This window comes from Bradyrhizobium genosp. SA-3 (assembly GCF_004212635.1).
Taxonomy (GTDB): domain Bacteria; phylum Pseudomonadota; class Alphaproteobacteria; order Rhizobiales; family Xanthobacteraceae; genus Bradyrhizobium.
Genome location: NZ_PSRT01000049.1, coordinates 17910 through 40453 on the forward strand (window position 1 = coordinate 17910; position 22544 = coordinate 40453).

Below are 22544 nucleotides of genomic sequence, written 5' to 3' on the forward strand. Positions count from 1 at the left end.
CCGCCCTATGTGGAGTTGATCAACGGAGCAGCCACATGTCGCAGAACCAAGCCGTCGCCGCCGGCACCAGGATCGGCCACGTTCATCTCAAGGTCGCCGATCTCGATCGCGCGCTCGGCTTCTATTGCGGCGTGCTCGGCTTTGAGCTGATGCAGCGTATGGGTTCGGGCGCGGCCTTCATCTCGGCCGGCGGCTATCACCACCACATCGGGCTCAACACCTGGGAGAGCAAGGGCGGCTTGCCGCCGCCGCCGGGCACGACCGGGCTCTACCACACCGCTATCCTGTATCCGACCAGGCCGGCGCTCGCGGATGCGCTGCACCGGGTGCTCACGGCCGGCATTGCGCTCGATGGTGCCAGCGACCACGGCGTCAGCGAGGCGCTCTACTTGCGCGATCCCGACCAGAATGGCGTCGAGCTGTATTGGGACAAGCCGAGGGAGCAATGGCCGTTCGGGCCGGACGGCAAGCTCGCGATGTTCACGAAGCGGCTGGACGTGGAGGATTTGCTGAAGCAGCGGGAGGCGTGAGCTCCGCTGCATCCTTCACCGTCATTGCGAGCCACCGGGTCCGCGCGAAGCGCGGCCCGATGACAGGCTCCGCGAAGCAATCCAGACTGTTACCACGGTGACAGTCTGGATTGCTTCGTCGCATCAGCGCAAAATTGCTCCGCAATTTTGTCGCGAGCTCCTCGCAATGACGGAGTCTGTTGGAGCGCCGGCGCGCTATTAAGACGTAGATCCCGTAGGGTGGGCAAAGCGGAGCGTGCCCACCGATTCTTGCGGCACGCGTGGAGAGACAGATGGTGGGCACGGCGCTATGCGCCTTTGCCCACCCTACGAGAGCTTCGATTGCGGCCTCCCCGCACCATGATCAGCGCTGCTGCCGCCACCTCCAGCGCGATGCAGAGATAGAACGGCAATCCATAGCCGCCGGAGAGATCGCGGAGGAAACCGACGACGCCCGGGCCGAACGCATAGGTGACCTGGTTGATCGCAGTGTTGAGGCTGATCAGCACGCCGAAGGAGGCACTGTCGAACTCCTGCTGCACGATCAGCGACGGCAGCGTGATAAGGTTGCCGACGGAGAAGCCGAACACCGCGCAGGCGGCGATCAGCGCATAGTCATTGTGCAGGTTGATGACGACACACAACGCCGCGGCCTGGCTGAGGAACGACAGCGCCGAGGCCAGTCGCTGGTCGAGGCGGTCGATCACCAGCGAGAACAGTACGCGGCCGACCACCGCCATCGCCGTCAGCACGGCGACGGCGACCGCCGCGCGCTCGCGGCCGATCACGGGATCGAGGAACGAGATCAGGTGCACGATGAAGCCGACCTGCGCGAACAGCACCAGCGCGAAGGCGATCGTCACCGAGAGGAAGCCGACGTCTCGCAGCGCCTGCGCGCGGATCTGCGTCGACGATTGCAGCTTCGGCTTCGCCGCTGCATGCCAGCCGTGAAGATCGGGCGACCGGTCGACGAGAACGAGAATGACCGGCAGGAGCAGCACCAGCATGGCCCCGGCAGCGGCGTACATCGCGCTGGCGAAGCCGAATTGGCCGATCAACGCTACCAGCAGCGGCACGCCGACGATGCCGCCAAAACTGGCACCGTTCAGCGCGAGGCTGATCGCCATGCCGCGCTTGGCATCGAACCACAGGCTGATCGTGTTGGTGATCATGGCGAGACTGGTGCCGGCCCAACCGAAGGCGAGCACGGCATTGGCGAGATAAAGCTGCCAGGGTTCGCGCACCGCGCCGATCGCGATAGCGGCCGCTGCCATCGCCAGCGTGCCCGCAATCAGGCAGAGCCGCGAGCCGTATTTGTGGACGGCTTCGCCGACGAAGACGACCAGCAGCGCGCCGAACAGATAGAAGAAGGTCGTGCCCGACGAGATCAGTGAGGCCGACCAGCCGTGCGCGCGCTGGAGCTCGGCGACATAGACGCTCTGGCCGTAGAAGCCGAGTCCCCAGCCGAAGGTCGCGAGCAGGAAGCAGACCGCGACGATACGCCAGCCTTCGTAACGGAGCGAGGATTCGTCGATCGCCGGAGTCCGAGGGTTGTCGAGCATGCTACCTACTCCGTCATGCCCGGGCTTGTCCCGGGCATCCACGTTCTTCGATCCGCGCGCCTAAGACGTGGATGGCCGGGACAAGCCCGGCCATGACGCATCTAATAAATCCCATCCGAAAATCACTTCGACGGCGATCGAAGCATCAACGCTGCTGACAGCCTCCTGCCAACTCAGATCGCATCCGGGAACTCGCCCATCGCAGCGTCCAGACGCGCCTTGCGGCGACGCGCCCAGGACGCCAGCGACAGCACGGCAAGGCCCAGTGCGACCGGCGGGAACACCACCATGTTCACAGCGGACCAGCCGTAATTGGCGAGCAGCTGGCCGGAGGAGAACGAGCCGATCGCCATCATCCCGAACACCAGGAAATCGTTGAACGCCTGCACCTTGTTGCGCTCCTGCGGACGGTGCGTCTCCAGCACCAGCGCGGAGGCGCCGATGAAGGAGAAATTCCAGCCGACGCCGAGCACGATCAGCGTCGCCCAGAAATGCATTGCTGTGATTCCGGAAAGGCCGATACCGGCGGCGCCTGCCTCCAGCAGCAGGCCGGCCGCGACCACCTTCGGAGCCCCGAAGCGCGCGATCAGCGCACCCGTGAAGAAGCTCGGCCCGTACATGGCGACGATGTGCCATTGAATGCCGAAATTGGAATCGGACACGCTGAGGCCGCAGATCTTCATGGCGAGCGGCGCCGAGGTCATCACCAGGTTCATCATGGGATAGGCGATGACGCCGCACAAAGCGGCCGCGATGAAGCGCGGCTGGGTCACGATGTCGAGCAGCGGCCGTCCGCCATGCAGATCGGCCGGCGCGGGCTTGGGCATGTCGACACCGGCGACGATGCCCATCGCGACCAGCGCCACCGCCGCCTGCACCAGGAAGCTGAAGGCGAACAGATAAGGCTGCCAGACGTCCATGGTCCATTGCACGAGCTGCGGACCGAGCACGCCGGCGAACACGCCGCCCGCCATCACCCACGACACCGCCTTGGGCCGGTACGCCGCGCTGGCGCCATCGGCGGCGGCGAAGCGGTAGGATTGCGCGACCGCGCCATAGAGGCCGCCGAGGAAAGTCGCGAAGCAGAACAGCGCGAAGGAGGCGTGCAGGATCGCAAAACAGCCGAGCAGGCCTGTGAGCGTGCCGAGGCCCGTGCCGATGACGAAGGCGGCGCGGCGGCCGAAGCGGCGCGAGATCGCGCCGGTGGGCAGCGTGCCGGCGGCGAGCCCCAGCACGTACATCGACAGCGGCACGGTCGCGAGCGACATGTCGGGTGCGAGCGTGGCGCCGACGATCGAGCCGGTGGCGAAGATCACCGCCGAGTTGGCGCCGGTCAGCGCCTGCGCGGCGGCAAGGCGCACCACATTGGCACGCGCGCGCGTATCGTCGACGATTTCGGCGGTCGAGGTCACGTCCAGCATCGGCATTTCCGCCCAAAGGGCTCTCGTTGATTCCCGGCACTATGGAGGGGCGCTGATGGGCGGGCAACCGGCGCAAACGGGCGCGGGCCATGCCCGTGACGCAATCGGACGGATGATAGCGGGCCGCGCCCTTGACGGCTTGCGCTCGATCAAATCCTATCCGCCGCGATCTTCCTGGAGTTTCGCTCATGACCGTCGACGACAGGCCTACGCTCAGCGCTCCCGACGACGATCCCTGGCTGTGGCTGGAGGAGATCGAAGGCACGCAGGCGCTCGATTTCGTCGAACGGCAGAACCAGCTGACGCTCAACGCGTTCGGCGGGAAAGCCTTCGAGCACGACCGCGACATCCTCGCGGCGATCTACGATCGGCCGGACAACATTCCCTATGTCAGCCGGCGCGGCAGCGATCTGCACAATCTCTGGAAGGACGCCACCAACCCGCGCGGCCTGTGGCGACGGACCACGCTGGCGGAATTCCGCAAAGCAAACCCAGCGTGGGAGACCATGCTGGATATCGACCAGCTCGCGGCAAACGAAGGCGAGGACTGGCTGCTGAGTCAGATCGCCACGATGCCGGGACACTCGCGGGCGATTCTGAGCCTGTCGCGTGGCGGCAGCGATGCCGTGACGTTGCGCGAGTTCGACATGGAGACCAAGAGCTTCGTGGCCGGCGGGTTCACGCTGCCGGAAGCGAAGGGCGGCGTGGACTGGCTCGATGCGGACACGCTGCTGCTGTCGAGCGCCCATGGCGAGGGCATGGCCACGAGCTCGGGATATGCACGGACCGTCCGGCTGTGGCGGCGCGGCCAGCCTGTCGATCAGGTGCAAACAATCATCGAGACCGCCGCCGATCACATGATGATCTATGGCAGCGCCGATGACACCGGAGCGGAGCCGCGAGTCTGGCTCGTCGATCAGATCGACTTCTTCAATCACGCCATCTGGCTGCGCGATGCGACTGGTGCGACGACGAAGCTCGACCTGCCGACCGGCATCTGGATGCAGGCGCATGGCGACTGGTTCGCGATCAAGCTGCGCAAGGACTGGTCCATCGAAGGCCGGACCTACACCGCTGACACGGTGCTCGGCATCTCGCTGTCGGCGTTCCTCGCCGGCAGCCGCGATTTTTCGGTGCTGTTCGAACCGGCGCCGCGGCGCGCGTTGCAAGGTCTGTTCTGGGCGGCGGGCAAGCTCGTGCTGTCAATCCTCGACGAGTTGCGCCCATGCTTCGAGATCTGCACACCATCCGCTGCCGGCTGGAGCCGCGACACGCTTCCCGGCCTGCCGCGGATCGGCGTGGTCGACGTCTGGCCGCTCGATCGCCATCCGTCCGAGAGCAATGGCGATCTGCTCGCCAATGTGCAGGATCCGCTGACGCCGCCGTCGCTGCTGCTGATCGCACGTGGTGTCGCCAGCCCGACCGTGCTGAAGCAGGCGCCGAGGACGTTCACCGCCGACGGCCTCGTGGTGACGCAGCACGAGGCCATCTCGATCGACGGCGAGCGCATTCCCTATGTGCAGACCGGCCCAGCGAGCGAGACCGGCGATGCGCCGGTCTATATGAGCGCCTATGGCGGCTTCGCCCATTCCGTGAAGCCGCATTACAACCCCTCGCTCGGCAAGCTGTGGCTGGAGCGCGGCGGCACGACGGTGCAGGCCAATTTGCGCGGCGGCGGCGAGTTCGGCACGCGCTGGCACGATGCCGGCCGGCTCGCCGGCAAGAGGCTGTCGCATGACGATTTCGCCGCCGTCTCCGCCGATCTCGTCCGCCGCGGCGTGACGACAGCCAAGCGCATCGCCGCACAGGGCGGATCGAACGGCGGCATCCTCATCACCAACATGCTGGTGCGCTACCCCGAGCGTTTCGGCGCGCTGTTTTGCACCATCCCGCTGATCGACATGCGCCGCTACACAAGACTGCTCGCGGGCGCGAGCTGGATCGCGGAATATGGCGACCCCGACAAGGTGGAGGAATGGGACTGGCTGAAGACCTATTCCGCCTATCACAATGTGAAGGCGGGCCAAGCCTATCCGCCGATCCTGTTCGCCACCACGCGGCGCGACGACCGCGTCCATCCCGGACACGCCCGCAAGATGGCCGCCAAGCTCCAGGCGATGGGCTATGAGGCCTGGTTCTACGAGCCCGCGGCAGGCGGCCACGGCTACGGCAAGGACAACAAGGAGCGCGCCGGCTTCGAGGTGCTGAGCTATCGGTTCTTGAAGGAGAAGATCGGGTGGCGGGACGGCGAGGCTTGACGGCCTCGCGCTCAGTCGCGCGAAAACACCAGCGTGAGGTTGTTCGCCGGCATCTCGATGGTGTCGACGAGGCCGAGGCCCGCGCCTTGCGCCAGCGCCTCGACGTCACCGATGTCGCGCACGCCCCATTCGGGATTGCCCTCGCGCAAGGACGTGTCGAACACGGCGTTGCTGAGCGCGGTGTGCTTGCCGTGGCGCTTGAACGGACCGTAGAGGAACAGCTTGCCGTCGGCCCGCAGATAGCGGCCGGCGCCGGCGAACAGACCCTCGGCCACGCTCCATGGCGCGATGTGAATGACGTTGGCGCAGAACACGGCGGCGAGGCTGGTCGGCCCATGCCCGCTTTTCATCTCCGGACACCAGTCGGGGTCGGTGAGATCGATCCGTAAGGGCGAGCGGATGTTTTGCAGGCCCGAATGAACGCGCCAGGCCTCGATGCTCTTGAGATGGCGCTGGTTGAGGTCGCTCGGCCACCAGATCAGGCCGGGCGTGTGACGGGCGAAGTGGACCACGTGCTGCCCGGTTCCGCTGCCGAGCTCGACCACGTTGCCGGTCAAGCCGGCGAGATGTTTCTCCAGCGCCGCCCAGATCGGCTCGTGATTGCGATGGAACGCCGGCGCATCGAGCCGCCCATCCGACTCGACCCGTCCGCCGTCCCTGCCAAATTCGGCGAGATATTCAGTCAAGTGAGGTCCCCTTGAAAACTCGAGAACGCGATGAAAACAGGATGGGCACCAAAGCGCCCTGGAAAAAGCCGGCCCGCGCCGTTTGTCCTTATTGTTGGGGCCAAATCGGCCGAACCAATAATCTCTTTAATTGCAATGCGGAAGATATTAACTCCATTTTGCTCCGTGCATAGTCTCGATTGTCAGACGATGCCCTTTATGCTTTGGAACGCCTTTATTTCCGCGATCGAGATCATCGCCATAATGCCTCGGAATGCCGCCTTGACTGCCTTGTCCCGGACGCCCGTCCTGTTCCTCCTGCTGGCCATTGCCGCCGGCCTCGCCAGCCCGGCGCGGGCGCAGTCCGCCGTGAACGAGGGCCGGAAGCTCGCCTTCGAGCGCGGCAAGGGCAATTGCCTGACCTGCCACGTGATCAAGGGCGGCGACCTGCCGGGAACGATCGGGCCGGAACTGAAGGACATCAAAGCCAGGTACCCCGACCGCAACGAGCTGGCCGCGATCATCTTCGACGAGACCAAGCGCAATCCGCAGACCATGATGCCGCCGTTCGGCCGGAACCGGATTTTGACCGAAGAGGAGATCAACGCGATCGTTGATTTCCTGCAAACGCTGTAACGGCCGGCACGCCAGGAGACCTCTGATGACCACGACCACCGGCCCTCACCCGACGCGGCGCCTGATCCTTCAGGGCGCGGCCTCTGTCGCGCTGATCGGGCTTGGCAACCTGCCGTTCGCGGCCAGCCCTGCGCGCGCGGCGGCGAACGACAAATATCCGGAAGAGGCCTTCAAGCAGAAGAGCGAGGCCGACGCGATCAAGGCGCTCTACGGCAAGACCGCCGAGCCGTCCGACAAGGTCAAGCTGGATGCGCCCGAGATCGCCGAAAACGGCGGCGTGGTGCCGGTCTCGGTGACGACGACGCTCGACAAGGTGACCTCGATCTCGTTCTTCGTCGCCGAGAACCCGTTTGCGCTCGCAGCGTCCTACAAGATCGCCGACGGCACGATTCCGGGCGTCGCCAACCGGCTAAAGATGGCCAAGACCACCAAATTGGTCGCCATCGTCGAGGCGGACGGCAAGCTCTACAGCGCGACCAAGGAAGTGAAGGTCACCGTCGGCGGCTGCGGCGGCTAAGGAGAACCGAGATGGCATCCAGCATTCGCGTCCGCGCCACCGCCAACGGCGACATTACCGAGGTGCAGGCGCTGATCCAGCACCCCATGGATACCGGCCTGGTCAAGGATTCCAAGGGCGAGCTGATCCCGGCGCACTTCATCCAGGAGCTGAAGTTCGAATGCAACGGCAAGGACGTCTTCGTCGCCAATTGGGGCACTGCGATCTCCAAGGACCCCTACGTCAAGTTCAGCTTCAAGGGCGCCAAGAAGGGCGACGAGCTCAAGATATCGTGGACCGACAACAAGGGTGCGTCGGATACGACCGCCGCGAAGATCTCGTGATAAAGACCCGATCTGCCCTCCTGCTTGGCTCGCTCAGCGCCGCGCTCGTTGCGTTCGCCCTCACCTCTCCGCGCGTGGTCGCGGCCGACAAGGTCGATCCCGTCGCCGATGCCAAGGCGTTCCAGAATTTCTTCTTCCAGAAGTTTCCGAACGTGAAGCAGGAGGATTTCGTCAACGGTCCTTATTCCATGAACGAAGACATGAAGCGGCAGTGGCAGGAGAAGGAAGAATTCCCACCTTACGAGTTCGCGCTCGACGCCGGCAAGGAAATGTTCGCCACCCCGTTCAAGAACGGCAAGACTTACGCCGACTGCTTCCCGAACGGCGGCATCGGCATCCGTCAGAACTATCCCTATTTCGACACGAAGGATGGCAAGGTCGTCACGCTGGAGCTCGCGCTCAACCGCTGCCGCGAGGCCAATGGCGAGGCGCCCTATTCCTACGTCAAGGACGAGATGGCTTCGCTGACGGCCTACATGGCCTTCACCTCGCGCGGCAAGCCGATGGACATCAAGATCCCCGACGACCCCCGCGCGCTCGCCGCGTTCGAGAACGGCAAGCGCTATTTCTACACGCGCCGCGGCCAGATGAACTTCTCCTGCGCGAGCTGTCACGTGCAGAGCCCGGGCGAGCGCATCCGTGCCGAGACCCTGGCGCCGGCGCTCGGCATCCTCAACGCGATGCCGATATACCGCTCCGAATGGAGCGGCATGGGCACGACCAGCCGACGCTTCGTCACCTGCAACAGCCAGACCCGCGCGGTTCCGCTGGAGCCGCAATCGGACGAATATCGCGACGTCGAATATTTCCTCTCCTATGTCGCCAACGGCCTGCCGATCTCGGGGCCGGGAGCGCGGCCATGAAGCGGACATGTCTCATCGCCATATTGCTTGCGTTGACCATCGCGCTGCCGTCGGCGCGCGCGGCAACGGAAGCGGACTACAAGGCGGCCTATGCTGCCGCGGAGGCCGCGGCCAAGGAGGCGGCCGGCCTGCGTCACCAATGGACCACGACCGTCTCGACGCTGGCGGCGGCGAAGAAGGCGGCCGATGGCCGCGATTTCGACCGCGCATTTGCCGCAGCGAAAGAGGCCGAGGCGCTGGCGAAGGCGTCGATCTTTCAGGCAAATTCCGAAAAAGAAGCCTGGAAGGCGATGGAAATCCGCTAGACTGGGCCTGGCGCGCGAGAACATCGGGCTCCAGATCATTCTTTGAGCACGATCTTGTCGGAAAGCCGCACCACACTTTGCGCTAAAGCGCGATGAGATTAGGATGAATCGTCATCGCGCTTTAGATTGTTTGAGCATGATCTTTTCGGAAAACCGCTGCGCACTTTTCCGGATCATGCTTTAACACGGCCCTTAGGGTCCGGATCATGCTTGTGGAACAGTCGACAGCGTCGGGGGCGCGGAGAATTTGAGATGGCTATCCGGCGCCGCGATTTCCTGAAGAGCGCAGGTCTTGCCGTCGCATCTGTTGGACTGCCGCGGCTCGCGCGCGGCGCCGACACCGCGAGCATCTATGACATCGAGCGCTTCGGCAATGCGCGCATTCTGCACATCACCGACACGCATGCGCAGCTCAACCCAGTCTTTTTTCGCGAGCCAAGCGTCAATATCGGCATCGGTGAGATGGCGGGGCGGCCGCCGCATCTGGTCGGGCGCGCCTTCCTGGAGCGCTTCGGCATCCGGTCAGACAGTGCGGATGCCTATGCCTTCACCTGCTTCGAGTTCGAGAAATCAGCGGGCCGCTTCGGCAAGCTCGGCGGCTTTGCCCATCTGAAGACGCTGGTCGACCGCTTGCGCGCCGACGCCGGGGAAAAGCATTCGCTGCTCGTCGACGGCGGCGACCTCTGGCAGGGCACGGGGCTCGCCAACGTCATGCAGGGCCGCGACATGGTCGAGGTCGCCAATCTGCTCGGCATCGAGGCGATGACCGGGCATTGGGAATTCACCTATGGCGAGCAGGCGCTGCGCGACAATCTCGGGCGCTTCAAGGGCGAGTTTCTGGCGCAGAACGTGTTCCTGACCGAAGAGGCCGCGTTCAACGACGCCCCTGCCTTCGACAAGGCCAGCGGGCGCGTGTTCAAGCCGTCGATCATCAAGGAGCTCGGTGGCCATCGCGTCGCAATCGTCGGTCAGGCTTTCCCCTATGTGCCGATCGCGCATCCCAAGCGGTTCACGCCGGACTGGACCTTTGGCATACGCGAGGAGGAGTTGCAGAAGCATGTCGATGCCTTGCGCGGCACCGACAAGGTCGATGCCGTCATCCTGCTGTCGCACAACGGCATGGACGTCGATCTCAAGCTCGCAAGCCGCGTCACCGGCATCGATGTCATCCTCGGCGGCCATACCCATGACGCCGTGCCGCAGCCGATTCCTGTGAAGAACGTTGGTGGCACCACGCTCGTCACCAATGCCGGTTCCAACGGAAAATTTCTGGCCGTGCTCGATCTCGCCATCGGCAAGGGCAAGGTCAGCGACATTCATTATCATCTGCTGCCGGTCTTCTCCGAGCTGCTGAAGCCGGATCCCGGGATGGCTGAGCTGATCGGCCGGCTGCGCGCGCCGCACGTGACTGACTGGTCGGAGAAGATCGCAACGCCCGATCGCCTGCTCTACCGCCGCGGCAATTTCTCCGGGCCCGTCGACGAGCTGATCTGCACGGCGCTGCGCACCGAGCTCGATGCCGAGATCGCGCTGTCGCCGGGCTTCCGCTGGGGCGTCACCGCGCTGTCAGGCCAGGCGCTGACCATGGAGGATCTGCTCGCGGAAACCGCGATCAGCTATCCCGAGACCTATGTGCAGGAGATGACCGGCGCACAGATCAAGGACGTGCTGGAGGACATCTGCGACAACCTCTTCAACGCCGATCCCTATTACCAGCAGGGTGGCGACATGGTGCGTGCCGGCGGGCTCAGCTACACCTGCACACTGGACGCCGCGATCGGCAGCCGCATCTCCGAGCTGAAGCTGAATAGCGGCGAGGCGCTCAGCGCCAGCCACCGCTACAAGGTCGCAGGCTGGGCCTCGATCAACGGCCAGCAGGGCGCGCCGGTGTGGGACGTCGTCGGCAAATATCTGCGCTCGGGCCGGATGTTTCAGGAGCGGCTCGGCTCCGGCGTCACGCTGAAAGGGGCCGAGGGCAATCCAGGCATTGCAGCAAAGGGATGATGCGGTCGCAACACTTATCCGCGATGCTTCTGGCAGTGCTCGCCTGGGCAGCGATCCCACAGGCTTCTGCCCAGCAGGTGCCGCTGCAGGACAAGCCGTTCGCCGAGCACAAGGTCGTGCTTCAGCTCTCCGACGGCGATGCGAGGAAGCAGGCGCTGGTCTTGAGCGTCGCCAACAATCTGCTGAAGGCTTACGACCCCGACAAGATCGCGATCGAAGTGGTGGCATTCGGTCCCGGCATCGATTTGCTGCTGTCCGGCAGCGAGCGCCGCAAGCAGGTCGAGAGCCTGATCGCACAGGGCGTGCGCTTCGACATCTGCCTCAACACCGTCGACACGCTCGAGCGGGAGACGGGCAAGCGGCCGGAGTTCATCCAAGCTGCGACGCCGGTGCAGGTCGGGGTCGGGCAGATCCTGTTTTTGGCGGAGAACGGGTACACGGTGGTGCGGCCGTAATCTTGGCCACCCCTCCCCTGTCGTCCCGGCGAAGGCCGGGACCCATACCGCGTGATCTTTCGAGAGGGGCGGTGGGAGTACCGAACGACTGGTCTTCGCCAAACTCCTCGTTGGGAGTATGGGTCCCGGCCTGCGCCGGGACGACACCGAATTTGTGGCGCCTGTCCCCACCTCACGCACAATAAAAATCTTCCAAATTTTCTTGTCTACACAGTGAATTGCTTCTCTTCCTGGCCTCCGACGTAGTAGAATCCTCGAAGTCAGTTCCACGCCGGGTCCTGCCATGATCTTCCGCCAGCTCTTCGACAGCGTTTCGGGCACCTACAGCTATCTCGTTGCGAGCCGTCCAGGCGGCGAGGCGCTGATCCTTGATCCCGTGCTGGAGAAGGTCGATCGCTACTGCCAGCTGCTGCGCGAGCTCGACCTCAAGCTGGTCAAGGCGGTCGACACCCATCTGCACGCTGACCACGTTACCGGTCTCGGCGAGCTGCGCGACCGCACCCATTGCATGACCGTGATGGGCGACCAGACCAAGGCCGACGTCGTCGCGATGCGCGTCGCCGACGGCGACAAGGTGACGATCGAGGGACTTTCGCTCGACGTGATGTACACGCCCGGTCACACCGACGATTCCTACTCCTATCTGATGGGCGACCGCGTCTTCACCGGCGACACGCTTCTGATCCGCGGCACCGGCCGCACCGATTTCCAGAACGGCTCATCGCGCGCGCAATACGACTCGATCTTCAACCGCCTGCTCAAGCTGCCGGACGAGACGATGGTGTTCCCGGCGCACGACTACAAGGGCGACACCGTCTCCACCATCGGCGAGGAGAAGCGCTACAATCCGCGGCTCCAGGTGCGCTCGGTCGACGAATATATCGAGCTGATGGCCAATCTGAAGCTGCCCAATCCGAAGATGATGGATGTGGCGGTCCCCGCCAACATGCATGTCGGCCTGCATCAGGAGGAGCTCGAGAAAGAGGGCCGCGCGCTCAGCGCGATCGAGGCGATCCGCATCCTCGGCCGTCCCGACGTCCTGCTGGTCGATCTGCGCGAGAGCAACGAGCGGATGAAGCACGGCATGCTCGAAGGCGCGCTGCACACGCCCTATCAATCCGTGGAGGAGAGCCTCAAGCCCGGCGGCATGCTGCGCGAGGTCGCGGCCGCCACCGGCCGCCGCGTCGTGTTCTTCTGCGCCTTCGGCGAACGCTCGGCGATGGCGGTGGCCGCCGCCAAGGCGGCCGGCCTTTCCAACACCGCCCATATCGCCGGCGGCCTGGATGCCTGGAAGAAGGCGGGCGGGCCGGTGATGCACTGAACGGCCGCCCCTTCTTGCGATAGGTCAGGTACCGCACATATTTTCCGGATAGGATCGGGTGCAGCATCACCATCCGGAACCAGCCATGGCCAAGACCGGCAAGCCGAGCCAGCCGCCCAAGATCGCGGACGACAGGCAAGCGCAAGACAAGGCGAAAAAGCCCCCGCCGCCGCGCGAGATCGACGACGATTACGAAGACGGCGACATCGCAACGCCGAAGCGCGACCGCTACGGGCCGGACGACGAGCCGTTGTGAGGGCGCTGCTGGCCGGTTGAATGCACGCTGGCGCAACATTCTCCAATGTCGTCCCGGCGAAGGCCGGGACCCATACCGCGTAATCGCTCTATTGCGGTAGGTCGCAGTACCGAACGACGATCCGCTGCCAAACTCCTCCCTGTGGTTATGGGTCCCGGCCCCCGTGCGCTTTGCGCACTAGGCCGGGACGACGACGTGGGGCATAGCGACCTCCCTCACGTCCCCGCCCGCACTACCTGCCATGCGCCTGCGTTCATGGACAAATAACCGCTCTGCCCGATAGTTTGCGCCTCCCTTTCGGACGCAAGACGGAACTGCAATGGTCGACGTTCTCGCCGCACCGCAGCAAGGCAAGGCGGACAGCGCGCTGCGCACGCTGACGGGGATTTCGATTGCGCATTGGGTCAGCCATTTCCATCTGCTGGTGCTGCCGATGCTGTTCCCGTTCCTCAAGAGCCAGCTCGGCGTCGGCTATATCGAGCTCGGCTTCGCCCTCACCGTGTTTGCGGTGGTGTCGGGATTGACGCAGGCACCGACCGGCTATCTCGTCGATCATTTTGGCGCGCGGCGAATTCTGCTGGCCGGGCTCGCGCTCGGCGGCGTCGCGCTGATCCTGCTCGGCCTGCACCTCAGCTACGCCTCGCTGATCGCCTGCGCCGTGCTGCTGGGCCTCGCCAACAGCGTCTATCATCCCGCCGACTACGCAATTCTGGCCGAACACATGGACGAGGCGCGGATGGGCCGCGCGTTCTCGATCCACACCTTTGCCGGCTTTCTCGGCGGCGCCGTCGCACCGGCCATCGTGGCGGCGCTCGTCACCTTGTCCGGTGGTACCGGGGCGCTGATCGCCTCGGGCGCGATCGGTGTCGCGGTGGCGCTGCTGCTGATCGCCATAAACATTCCCGACGCCGGCGCACATAAGAAGAAGCCGGGCAGCGCAAACGCGCCGAAACAGGCCGTCATCACGCCGGCGCTGATCACGCTGACCGCGCTGTTCATGCTGCTGAGCCTGTCGGTCGCCGGCATCAACAATTTCGGCGTGGTGGCGCTGATGAGCGGCTATGGCGCCTCCTACTCCGCCGCCAATGTCGCGCTGACGGCGTTCCTCGGCGCCAGCGCCATCGGCGTGCTCGCGGGCGGCTTCCTCGCCGACCGGACCGAGCGGCACGGCCAGGTCGCCGCGGCCTGCTTTGCCGCGAACGCGGGAATCGTGCTGCTCATCGCACTCGTCACGCTGCCGGGCTGGGCTCTCACCGCCGCGATGACGGCCGCGGGCTTCCTGTCCGGCGTGATCGCGCCCTCGCGCGACATGCTAGTCCGCAATGCCGCGCCTGCCGGCGCTGCGGGCCGCGCCTTCGGCATCGTCTCCACCGGATTCAATCTTGGCGGCATCGTCAGCCCGCTGCTGTTCGGCTGGATCATGGACCAGAGCGCGCCGCATTGGGTGTTCGGCGCCTCCGTGATCTTCATGGTCGCGACGGTGGTGCTGTCACCGTTCACGGAGCGGAAGGCACGAGGCAAACCGTAGCTACACACTCAGTCGTCGTCCCGGCGAAGGCCGGGACCCATAGCCACAGGGAGAAGTTGGAGCACAAAGCTGGTCACCACGAGTCTTCGCCAAACTACTCCCTGTGGTTATGGGTCCCGGATCTGCGCTTCGCTTGTCCGGGACGACGAGTAGAGCGAATTGCGCAGCAACTACAAAAACAAAACGGGAAGAAACACCATGAACACCCCTGATCTCGTGATCCGCGGCGGCACCGTTGCGGATGGGCGCGGCGGCGAATTGTTCGAGGCCGACGTCGCCATCACCGGCGGCAGGATCAGCGAGGTCGGGAAGGTTGCAGGCACAGGCAGCGAGGAGATCGACGCGCGCGGAAAACTGGTGACGCCGGGCTTTGTCGACGTGCACACCCATTACGACGGGCAGGTCACCTGGAGCCAGGACATCACGCCGTCCTCGCAGAACGGCGTCACCACCGCGATCATGGGCAATTGCGGCGTCGGCTTTGCGCCGTGCAAGCCGGCCGACCACACCCGCCTGATCCAGCTGATGGAAGGCGTCGAGGACATTCCCGAGCCTGTGCTGAGCGCCGGCATTCCCTGGGCCTGGGAAAGCTTTCCGGATTACATGGACTGGCTCTCCAAGCGCGATTTCGACATCGATGTCGGCGCGCAGCTGCCGCATGCGGCGCTGCGCGTCTATGTCATGGGCGAGCGCGGCGCCCGCCGCGATCCCTCGACCGCCGAGGACAATGCGGCGATGGCGAGGCTCGCGGGCGAGGCCGTGCGCTCCGGCGCGCTTGGCTTCTCGACCTCGCGCACGCTCAACCATCGCACCTCGACCGGCGATTTCACGCCGACCCTGAAGGCGGGCGAGGACGAGCTCACCGCAATTGCCGGCGCGATGCATCGGCAGGGCCGCAGCGTGCTGCAATTCGTGCTCGATCTCTCCACCATCCATGAAGACCTGCCGATGATGCTGCGGGTGGCGGACGTGACGAAGTGCCCGATCTCGTTCTCGATCACCCAGAACGACAAGGCGCCGCAGCGCTGGCGCCAGACGCTGGATGAGATCAATGCGGCCGCACAGCGCGGCCTCTCCATCACCGCGCAGATCGCGGCGCGCCCGGTGGGGCTGCTGCTCGGGCTCGAGCTGTCGCGCAACCCGTTCCAGACCCATCCGAGCTACAAGGCGATCGCGCATCTGCCGCTGCAGGAGCGCCTCGCGCGGCTGCATCAGAGCGACGTGCGCAAGGCGATCCTGAGTGAGACGGCGACCGCGACCGACGATCCGCTGTTCTTCCGGCCCAACTACGACAAGATGTTCTTGCTCGGCGATCCCCCCGATTACGAGCAGCCGCCGGAGAATGCGCTCGGGCCACAGGCGCGCAAGCAAGGCCGGCAGCCGGAGGAGCTCGCTTACGATGCGATGCTGTCGGACGAAGGCCGCGGCATGCTCTACGTGCCCTTCCTCAACTATTCCGACGGCAACTTGGATGCGACGCGCGAGATGCTGATCGATCCGCAATCGGTGCCTGGCCTCTCCGACGGCGGCGCGCATTGCGGCATCATCTGCGATGCCAGCTTCCCGACCTATCTGCTGACGCACTGGACGCGGGACCGCAAGCGCGGCGAGAAGCTGTCGATCCCGTTCGTGATCGCGGCGCAGTCGCGCAAGACCGCGCTCTCGGTCGGCCTCACCGATCGCGGATTGATCGCCCCCGGCTACAAGGCCGACGTCAACGTGATCGACTACGACCGCCTGCATCTGCATCCGCCGAAGGTGCATTACGATCTGCCGGTCGGCGGCCGACGGCTATTGCAGGACGTCGACGGCTACGAGGCGACGATCGTGTCGGGCGTGGTGACGCGGCGACAGGGCGAGGCGACCGGGCGCCGGCCGGGGAAGTTGATTCGCGGCGCGCAGGGGGTGGCGAGTTAGCGCAGGCGGAGATTGAGGCGCGATGACCGCGCCTCAATCTCGCCGTCGTCCCGGCGAAGGCCGGGACCCATAACCACGAAAGGGAGTTGGCTTGCAGAACGCCCAGTCCGAGTCTTCGCCAAACCACTCCCTGGGGGTATGGGTCCCGGCCCCCCGTGCGCAATTGCGCACTAGGCCGGGACGACGATTGAGGTTTGGGCTGGCAACAACGCCCCCTATGTCGCTTACGTCGGCGACACCGCACTCTTCAGCGCGCCCGCCTGCGGAGCGGCACCACCGGTCAGCCTGGCGCGTTCAGTGTTCGGCCAGAACAGGAGCAGACCGAGCAGGCCGGAGCCGACCATGATCGCGGCGTTGATGGTGAAGCCGGTCATGTAGCCGTCGAGCATGCTGCCGGCGTGCTGGATCACGGTGCCCATCACGGCGGGTGCGATGATGCCCGAGAGCGTATAGAGCGCGCCGTAGATCGCGAGGATCGCGCCGCGCTGCGAGGTCGGCGTGAACTCGCCGAGCATGGGCGGGCAGACGACATAGATCGCGCCGCACAGGCCCGTTCCGACCACAAGCAGCGCGAGCTGAAGGCCGGCGCCCTGGACATGCGGCATCGATGCCAGGATCAGGCCGCCGACGACCAGCGGCACGGAGCCGAGCACGCCGCGGGCGACGCGCGTGGTGGAGCCGCGGGCCATCATCAATTGCGAGATCCAGCCGGTCAGGATCACGATGGTGGCGCCGAAGATCCATGGCAGGGTCGAGATCCAGCCGGCCTGGCTCTGCGAGAAGCCGAGGCCCTTGATGATGAACGGCGTGAACCAGGTCAGCCCGAGCGACAGAGCCCAATAGGCGCCGAAGGTCGCCGCGACGCAGCCGAGGAAGGTGCGCGAGGTGAGAAGCTGAATATAGGGAATCTTGGTTTCGGTGGCGGCGAGCGCCTGCGTGTCCTCCAGCGGGCCTTCCTTGCCGAGCGCGAGCCAGGCACAGACCCAGATCAGGCCGACGACGCCGAGCGCGCCGAAGGCATAGTGCCAGGAATGATTGACGATGATCCAGTTCAGCGCCGGCACCGCGATGATCACGCCGAAGGCCGAGCCTTGCGACAGGATCGCGGTCGGCAGCGTGCGCTTCTCGTCCGGGAACCATTTGTAGATGGCGTGCGCGGCGACCGAGAAGGCCGGGCCTTCGCCGGCGCCCAGCACGATGCGGCAGATCAGGAGCGCGGTGAAGGAGACGGTGCCGACCATCGGAAACTGCGCCAGCGCCCAGACCACCGCGAGCGCCAACAGCACCCAGCGCGTCGGCACCTTGTTGACGACGAAGCCGACCACGATGGCCGAGATCGAGAACAGGAAGAAGAACGAGGACCCGAGCAGGCCGAATTGCTCCGGCGTGAGCTTGAGGTCCGCCATGATCGGCACGCCGGCGAGGCCGACGACGATCTTGTCGGCGAAGTTCACCAGCATGAACAGGAACAGGAGAAAGGTGATGGTCCAGGCGCCCTTCGGCGTCCCGGTCGGCTTGCTCGCCGCGGACGGCGTTCCCTGAGCGCTCATGAATCTCCCCGTTTATGTCTTTTCGGCAGTTTTTTGATTTGGCCGTCTTGGGAGCTAACAACGGGTTCGAGACCAACGCAACCCGGCATTTCCGCAGCAAGTGTGCTACGCAGCATTCTTACCTCTCCCCGCTGGGGAGAGGTCGATTTGCGCAGCAAATCGGGTGAGGGGCTCAGGTCCCACGATAGGCCTTAACCCCTCACCCGCGCCTTCGGCGCGACCTCTCCCGACGGGAGAGGTGAAAAAATGGCAGGCCCGTGCTGAGCATCAAGAATCTATCCAAGACCTTCTTCTCGGCCGGCGAGCCGGTCCACGTGCTGCGTGGCGTCGATCTCGACCTCCGGGCCGGCGAGCGCGTCGCGCTGACGGGAGAATCCGGTAGCGGCAAGAGCACGCTGCTGCACCTGATCGCCGGGCTCGATGCCGCTGATAGCGGTTCGATCCGACTGGCGGATATCGAGGTCACCAAGCTGTCGGATGCGGGACGCGCGGAGCTGCGACGCGACCGGATCGGCCTGGTGTTTCAGCAGTTCAACCTGATCCCGAGCCTGTCGGTCGCGGACAATCTCGCCTTCCAGGCCCGGATCGCGGGCCGGCATGATGCGGTCTGGACGAAAGAGCTGATCGAAAGGCTCGGACTTGGCAGCCTGCTCAAGCGTTATCCAGAGCAATTATCAGGCGGACAGCAGCAGCGGGTCGCGATCGGCCGGGCGCTGGCGACAAAGCCCTCGCTGCTGCTGGCGGACGAGCCGACCGGCAATCTGGACGAAGCCACCGCCGAGGACGTGCTGGCGCTGACGCGCGATCTCGTGGCGCGCACCGGCTGCGGCTTCCTGATGGTGACGCACAGCCTGCATCTGGCAGCGACGCTCGACCGCCATCTCACTTTGCATGGGGGGCGCATCGCATGAGGCGCGCACTGTGGGTCTTCGTCGTTCTGCTGAGCCATTGGCGGCGCCACAGGATGCAGTTCGCAACGCTGCTGATCGGACTGATCGCGGCGACCGCGCTGTGGAGCGGCGTGCAGGCGATCAACCAGCAAGCCCGCAGCGCCTATGACCGCGCCGCGGCGACGTTTGGCGGCGCTCGCACCGCGACGCTGGTCGCGCCTGATACCGCGACCTTTTCCCAAGAGCTGTTCATAAAACTCCGCCGCGCGGGCTGGCCGGTCTCGCCGGTGCTGGAGGGACGCGTCCAGATCAATGGACGTTCGGTGCGGCTGCTCGGCATCGAGCCGGTGACGCTGCCGGCCGATGTCGGTAACGCGCCGCGCCTTGGCGCTTCTGATTTGAGCCGCTTCGTCGCACCGCCGGGCCAGACGCTGGTGGCGCGGGAGACGCTGGCCGACTTGCAGGAAATAGAAGGCGCGGCGCCGGCGATCAGCAGCGGCGTGAAGTTGCCGCCGCTGCGCGTGCTGCCGCAGCTCGTGCCCGACGTACTCGTGGTCGATATCGGCGTGGCGCAGCGGCTGCTCAACAAGCCGGACCAGGTGTCGCGGCTCGTGCTCGGCAAGGCGAAGGGCAAGCCCGCGGCGCTTCAAAGCGTCGTCGGCGAGCAGTTGCAGCGGATCGAGCCGAATGCGGAGACGGAGCTCGAGCGCCTCACCGATAGCTTCCATCTCAATCTCACCGCCTTCGGTCTGCTGTCGTTCTTCGTCGGGCTCTTCATCGTCAACTCGGCCGTCGGCCTCGCCTTCGAGCAGCGGCTGCCGATGCTGCGGACGTTGCGCGCCTGCGGCACGTCGGCGCGGCTGGTCAACACGGTGCTGGTGGTCGAGCTGGTCGTATTGGCGCTGGTCGCCGGGCTGATCGGGCTCGTCTGCGGCTATTTCATCGCGGCCGCGCTTTTGCCCGACGTCGCGGCATCGTTGCGCGGGCTCTATGGCGCGCAGATCCCGGGGCAGCTGACGCTGCGCTCCGAATGGTGGCTGGCCGGTGTCGGCATCAGCGTTGCCGGCGCGCTGGTCGCGGCGGCGACCAGCCTGATCAAGGCGATCAGAATGCCGGTGCTGGCAACCGCGCAGCCACGTGCCTGGCAGCAGCGGCAACGCCGCTGGCTGATCCTGCAAAGTGCTGCGGCGTGCATGGTGTTCGCGGTCGCGCTGCTGCTGCTTCACTATGGGCAATCGCTGATCGCCGGCTTTGGCGTGCTGGCGGCGCTGATGTTCGGCGCGGCGCTGATCCTTCCGGCCTTTCTCGAACTCATCCTGCTCGTCGGCCAGCATTTTGCGCGTAAGCCGCTCGCGCTGTGGTTCTGGGCGGACAGCCGGCAACAACTCTCCGGACTGTCGCTGGCGCTGATGGCGCTGCTGCTCGCGCTCGCCGTCAATGTCGGGGTGTCCACCATGGTGGAGACGTTCAGCCGGACCTTCATCGGCTGGCTCAATGGACGGCTGGCGGCCGACGTCTACATCAGCGCGTCCGACAATGCGCAAGGTGTTGCGATCCGGAACTGGCTGCGCGAGCGTAGCGATGTCCAGGCGATCCTCTCGGGCGGACGTGCGGAGGCGCAAGTTCAGGGCCAGCCGGTGGAATTGCTCGGCCTGCCCGACCACGCGCTCTATCGCGAGCGCTGGCCGCTCTTGGAATCCGCGCCGCGCGCCTGGACCCGGCTCGTGCCGGGCAATGCCGCCTTCATCAGCGAGCAATTGAGCCGGCGGCTGAACGTCCGCGTCGGCGACGTCGTCGAGGTGCCGGCGCCGGGTGGGACCTGGGAGCTCGATATCGTCGGCATCTATGCCGATTACGGCAATCCCAAGGGGCAGCTCGCCGTCAACATCGCGGCGCTGATCCGGCAGTTTCCGCAGACGCCGCAGACGCGGATCGGTCTCATCGTCGCCAAGGAGAATATTCTTGGCCTGATCGCGGCCCTGCAGAAGCAGTTTGCACTCGACGATCGAAGCATTGCCGATCAGGCGACGGTGAAGGCGGAATCGATCCGCATCTTCAACCGCACCTTTGCGGTGACCTCCGCGCTGAATGCCTTCACGCTCGGCGTCGCCGGCATCGCGCTGCTCACGAGCCTGCTGACGCTGGCGAACTCCCGCCTGCCGCAGCTCGCGCCGCTGTGGGCAATCGGCCTCACCCGGCCGCGCCTTGCCGCGATCGAATTGACCAAGACGCTGTCGGTGGCACTGTTCACATCGCTGCTGGCGGTGCCGCTCGGCCTCTTGGTGGCGTGGTGCCTGATCGCGATCGTCAATGTGAAGGCGTTCGGCTGGCGGCTGCCGTTCCATGTGTTTCCGCTGCAGCTGGTCGAGCTGGTCGCGGTCGCGCTGCTCGCCTCGCTGCTTGCCGCACTGCTGCCGATGCTACGGCTGGCGCGGATGCAGCCGGCGAGCCTCGTCCAGGTGTTCGCCAATGAGCGCTGAGAAAATCTCGCGACGCGCCTTCGTCGGCGGCGTTGCCGCGCTGGCGCTCGCACGTCGCGCGAGCGCGCAGGGCTATGCCGGGCTCGGCGAGACGACCGATGGCTTTGCCAAGGTGACGCCGGGGAAGGTCTTCACCTTTCCGAGCGATCACGGACCGCATCCGGAATTTCGCATCGAGTGGTGGTATCTCACGGCAAATCTCGTCGATGCCAGCGGCGCGGCTTGCGGCCTGCAATGGACGCTGTTCCGCCAGGCGGCGCAGCCGGGCCCGCAAGCCGAGGGCTGGGGCAATCAGCAGGTGTGGATGGGACATGCGGCGGTGACGCGCGCCGACACCCATCGCTTCAACGAGACGTTTTCACGCGGTGGTGTGGGGCAGGCCGGCGTCATGGCCAAGCCGTTCGAGGCCTGGATCGACGATTGGGAGATGAAGGGTCTTGAGCGCACCGACGATCGCACGCTGGCGCCGCTGACGCTGAAGGCCTCCGCCACCGACTTCAGCTACGCACTGACGCTGGAGGCCGACCGTCCGGTGGTGTTGCAGGGCGACGGCGGCTACAGCCGCAAGTCCGAACGTGGGCAGGCGTCCTACTATTACAGCCAGCCGTTCTACCGCGCGCGCGGCACGCTCACCATCGATGACAAGCAGGTCGAGGTGTCGGGCCAGGCCTGGATGGACCGCGAATGGAGCAGCCAGCCGCTCGATGCCGACCAGACCGGCTGGGATTGGCTGTCGCTGCATCTCGCAACCGGCGACAAGCTGATGCTGTACCGGCTGCGGCAGAAGGACGGCCAAAGCTATCCGTTCGGCAATTGGATCAGCGCCGCCGGCGAGACGCAGATGATTGCAGGGAGCGACATCCAGATGACGCCGAAGGCAACCGCGGACGTTGCGGGACGCAAGCTGCCGGTGGAATGGCAGATCGCAATCCCCTCGCGATCGTTCTCGATCCTGTGCAAGCCACTCAATCCCAAGGCCTGGATGGGGACCGGCTTCTCTTATTGGGAAGGGCCGATCAGCTTTGCCGGAACGCACGATGGCGTTGGCTATCTCGAGCTGACCGGCTATTGAAGCGCGATCTCT

General features: G+C 65.3%; 20 protein-coding genes. 16 read left to right on the top strand and 4 right to left on the bottom strand.

The genetic code is table 11. The features are described from left to right. Window positions 1-35 precede the first annotated feature (35 nt). Complete coding sequence (locus tag CWO91_RS18650) at window positions 36-530, top strand: VOC family protein (RefSeq protein WP_130215121.1); 495 nt, start codon at window positions 36-38, stop codon at window positions 528-530. A 287-nt stretch (window positions 531-817) separates the two neighbouring features. Here CWO91_RS18650 and CWO91_RS18655 read toward each other — a convergent pair whose 3' ends face one another. Further along, window positions 818-2071, bottom strand: a complete 1254-nt coding sequence (locus CWO91_RS18655; protein ID WP_130215123.1) for an MFS transporter — start codon at window positions 2069-2071, stop codon at window positions 818-820. A 173-nt stretch (window positions 2072-2244) separates the two neighbouring features. After that, window positions 2245-3492: an MFS transporter gene (locus tag CWO91_RS18660; protein WP_165405533.1), complete on the bottom strand. Its 1248-nt coding sequence runs from the start codon at window positions 3490-3492 to the stop codon at window positions 2245-2247. Between the two features lie 188 nt (window positions 3493-3680). Here CWO91_RS18660 and CWO91_RS18665 point away from each other — a divergent pair, with 188 nt between their 5' ends. Further along, window positions 3681-5750 (top strand): prolyl oligopeptidase family serine peptidase, encoded by a 2070-nt coding sequence (locus tag CWO91_RS18665; protein ID WP_130215127.1) that lies wholly within the window; start codon window positions 3681-3683, stop codon window positions 5748-5750. A gap of 11 nt (window positions 5751-5761) precedes the next feature. On the opposite strand, the gene CWO91_RS18670 is transcribed toward CWO91_RS18665, so the two are convergent. Continuing rightward, window positions 5762-6436 (bottom strand): DUF938 domain-containing protein, encoded by a 675-nt coding sequence (locus CWO91_RS18670; RefSeq protein WP_130215129.1) that lies wholly within the window; start codon window positions 6434-6436, stop codon window positions 5762-5764. Window positions 6437-6697: 261 nt separating this feature from the next. Between CWO91_RS18670 and soxX the strand changes: the two genes are divergently transcribed. The 11 genes from soxX (at window position 6698) to CWO91_RS18725 (ending at window position 16540) form a co-directional block, all read left to right on the top strand. Then, window positions 6698-7051: a sulfur oxidation c-type cytochrome SoxX gene (soxX, locus tag CWO91_RS43035; protein ID WP_165405537.1), complete on the top strand. Its 354-nt coding sequence runs from the start codon at window positions 6698-6700 to the stop codon at window positions 7049-7051. Between the two features lie 25 nt (window positions 7052-7076). Continuing rightward, the gene (soxY, locus tag CWO91_RS18680; protein ID WP_130215133.1) at window positions 7077-7568 is read left to right on the top strand and encodes a thiosulfate oxidation carrier protein SoxY; all 492 of its coding nucleotides are present in this window, start codon (window positions 7077-7079) and stop codon (window positions 7566-7568) included. An 11-nt stretch (window positions 7569-7579) separates the two neighbouring features. Beyond that, entirely contained in the window at window positions 7580-7891 is a 312-nt protein-coding gene (soxZ, locus tag CWO91_RS18685) for a thiosulfate oxidation carrier complex protein SoxZ (protein ID WP_130215135.1), read from the top strand. Continuing rightward, window positions 7891-8754 (top strand): sulfur oxidation c-type cytochrome SoxA, encoded by an 864-nt coding sequence (gene soxA / locus CWO91_RS18690; RefSeq protein WP_165405538.1) that lies wholly within the window; start codon window positions 7891-7893, stop codon window positions 8752-8754. Before soxZ ends, soxA begins: the two co-directional genes overlap by 1 nt. Beyond that, window positions 8751-9059 (top strand): hypothetical protein, encoded by a 309-nt coding sequence (locus tag CWO91_RS18695; RefSeq protein WP_130215139.1) that lies wholly within the window; start codon window positions 8751-8753, stop codon window positions 9057-9059. The genes soxA and CWO91_RS18695 overlap by 4 nt, the downstream gene beginning before the upstream one ends. 252 nt (window positions 9060-9311) lie before the next feature. Next, complete coding sequence (soxB, locus tag CWO91_RS18700) at window positions 9312-11063, top strand: thiosulfohydrolase SoxB (protein WP_130215141.1); 1752 nt, start codon at window positions 9312-9314, stop codon at window positions 11061-11063. Further along, entirely contained in the window at window positions 11060-11518 is a 459-nt protein-coding gene (locus CWO91_RS18705; RefSeq protein ID WP_130215143.1) for a hypothetical protein, read from the top strand. The genes soxB and CWO91_RS18705 overlap by 4 nt, the downstream gene beginning before the upstream one ends. Before the next feature lie 283 nt (window positions 11519-11801). Next, window positions 11802-12839, top strand: a complete 1038-nt coding sequence (locus tag CWO91_RS18710; RefSeq protein WP_130215145.1) for an MBL fold metallo-hydrolase — start codon at window positions 11802-11804, stop codon at window positions 12837-12839. An 85-nt stretch (window positions 12840-12924) separates the two neighbouring features. Beyond that, entirely contained in the window at window positions 12925-13095 is a 171-nt protein-coding gene (locus CWO91_RS18715; protein ID WP_165405534.1) for a hypothetical protein, read from the top strand. A gap of 319 nt (window positions 13096-13414) precedes the next feature. After that, window positions 13415-14623: an MFS transporter gene (locus CWO91_RS18720; protein ID WP_130215149.1), complete on the top strand. Its 1209-nt coding sequence runs from the start codon at window positions 13415-13417 to the stop codon at window positions 14621-14623. Between the two features lie 198 nt (window positions 14624-14821). Next, window positions 14822-16540, top strand: a complete 1719-nt coding sequence (locus CWO91_RS18725) for an N-acyl-D-amino-acid deacylase family protein (protein ID WP_130215151.1) — start codon at window positions 14822-14824, stop codon at window positions 16538-16540. A 224-nt stretch (window positions 16541-16764) separates the two neighbouring features. Here CWO91_RS18725 and CWO91_RS18730 read toward each other — a convergent pair whose 3' ends face one another. Beyond that, window positions 16765-18090 (bottom strand): MFS transporter, encoded by a 1326-nt coding sequence (locus tag CWO91_RS18730; RefSeq protein WP_130215153.1) that lies wholly within the window; start codon window positions 18088-18090, stop codon window positions 16765-16767. Between the two features lie 257 nt (window positions 18091-18347). On the opposite strand from CWO91_RS18730, the gene CWO91_RS18735 reads away from it, so the two are divergent. From CWO91_RS18735 to CWO91_RS18745, 3 genes are read left to right on the top strand one after another with little or no spacing between them, the layout of a single operon-like run. Beyond that, window positions 18348-19001 (top strand): ABC transporter ATP-binding protein, encoded by a 654-nt coding sequence (locus tag CWO91_RS18735; protein ID WP_130215155.1) that lies wholly within the window; start codon window positions 18348-18350, stop codon window positions 18999-19001. After that, window positions 18998-21460 carry an ABC transporter permease gene (locus CWO91_RS18740; protein WP_130215157.1) on the top strand — a complete coding sequence of 821 codons (2463 nt, stop codon included), beginning with the start codon at window positions 18998-19000 and terminating at the stop codon, window positions 21458-21460. The genes CWO91_RS18735 and CWO91_RS18740 overlap by 4 nt, the downstream gene beginning before the upstream one ends. Then, window positions 21450-22532: a lipocalin-like domain-containing protein gene (locus tag CWO91_RS18745; RefSeq protein WP_130215159.1), complete on the top strand. Its 1083-nt coding sequence runs from the start codon at window positions 21450-21452 to the stop codon at window positions 22530-22532. The genes CWO91_RS18740 and CWO91_RS18745 overlap by 11 nt, the downstream gene beginning before the upstream one ends. Window positions 22533-22544 lie beyond the last annotated feature (12 nt).

Excerpts from the sequence above, each read along its gene's own strand:
- CWO91_RS18650 (WP_130215121.1), top strand. The coding sequence starts at position 36 with ATGTCGCAGAACCAAGCCGTCGCCGCCGGCACCAGGATCGGCCACGTT.
- CWO91_RS18655 (WP_130215123.1), bottom strand. The coding sequence starts at position 2,071 with ATGCTCGACAACCCTCGGACTCCGGCGATCGACGAATCCTCGCTCCGT.
- CWO91_RS18660 (WP_165405533.1), bottom strand. The coding sequence starts at position 3,492 with ATGCTGGACGTGACCTCGACCGCCGAAATCGTCGACGATACGCGCGCG.
- CWO91_RS18665 (WP_130215127.1), top strand. The coding sequence starts at position 3,681 with ATGACCGTCGACGACAGGCCTACGCTCAGCGCTCCCGACGACGATCCC.
- soxY (WP_130215133.1), top strand. The coding sequence starts at position 7,077 with ATGACCACGACCACCGGCCCTCACCCGACGCGGCGCCTGATCCTTCAG.
- soxZ (WP_130215135.1), top strand. The coding sequence starts at position 7,580 with ATGGCATCCAGCATTCGCGTCCGCGCCACCGCCAACGGCGACATTACC.
- CWO91_RS18695 (WP_130215139.1), top strand. The coding sequence starts at position 8,751 with ATGAAGCGGACATGTCTCATCGCCATATTGCTTGCGTTGACCATCGCG.
- soxB (WP_130215141.1), top strand. The coding sequence starts at position 9,312 with ATGGCTATCCGGCGCCGCGATTTCCTGAAGAGCGCAGGTCTTGCCGTC.
- CWO91_RS18705 (WP_130215143.1), top strand. The coding sequence starts at position 11,060 with ATGATGCGGTCGCAACACTTATCCGCGATGCTTCTGGCAGTGCTCGCC.
- CWO91_RS18710 (WP_130215145.1), top strand. The coding sequence starts at position 11,802 with ATGATCTTCCGCCAGCTCTTCGACAGCGTTTCGGGCACCTACAGCTAT.
- CWO91_RS18715 (WP_165405534.1), top strand. The coding sequence starts at position 12,925 with ATGGCCAAGACCGGCAAGCCGAGCCAGCCGCCCAAGATCGCGGACGAC.
- CWO91_RS18720 (WP_130215149.1), top strand. The coding sequence starts at position 13,415 with ATGGTCGACGTTCTCGCCGCACCGCAGCAAGGCAAGGCGGACAGCGCG.
- CWO91_RS18725 (WP_130215151.1), top strand. The coding sequence starts at position 14,822 with ATGAACACCCCTGATCTCGTGATCCGCGGCGGCACCGTTGCGGATGGG.
- CWO91_RS18730 (WP_130215153.1), bottom strand. The coding sequence starts at position 18,090 with ATGAGCGCTCAGGGAACGCCGTCCGCGGCGAGCAAGCCGACCGGGACG.
- CWO91_RS18740 (WP_130215157.1), top strand. The coding sequence starts at position 18,998 with ATGAGGCGCGCACTGTGGGTCTTCGTCGTTCTGCTGAGCCATTGGCGG.
- CWO91_RS18745 (WP_130215159.1), top strand. The coding sequence starts at position 21,450 with ATGAGCGCTGAGAAAATCTCGCGACGCGCCTTCGTCGGCGGCGTTGCC.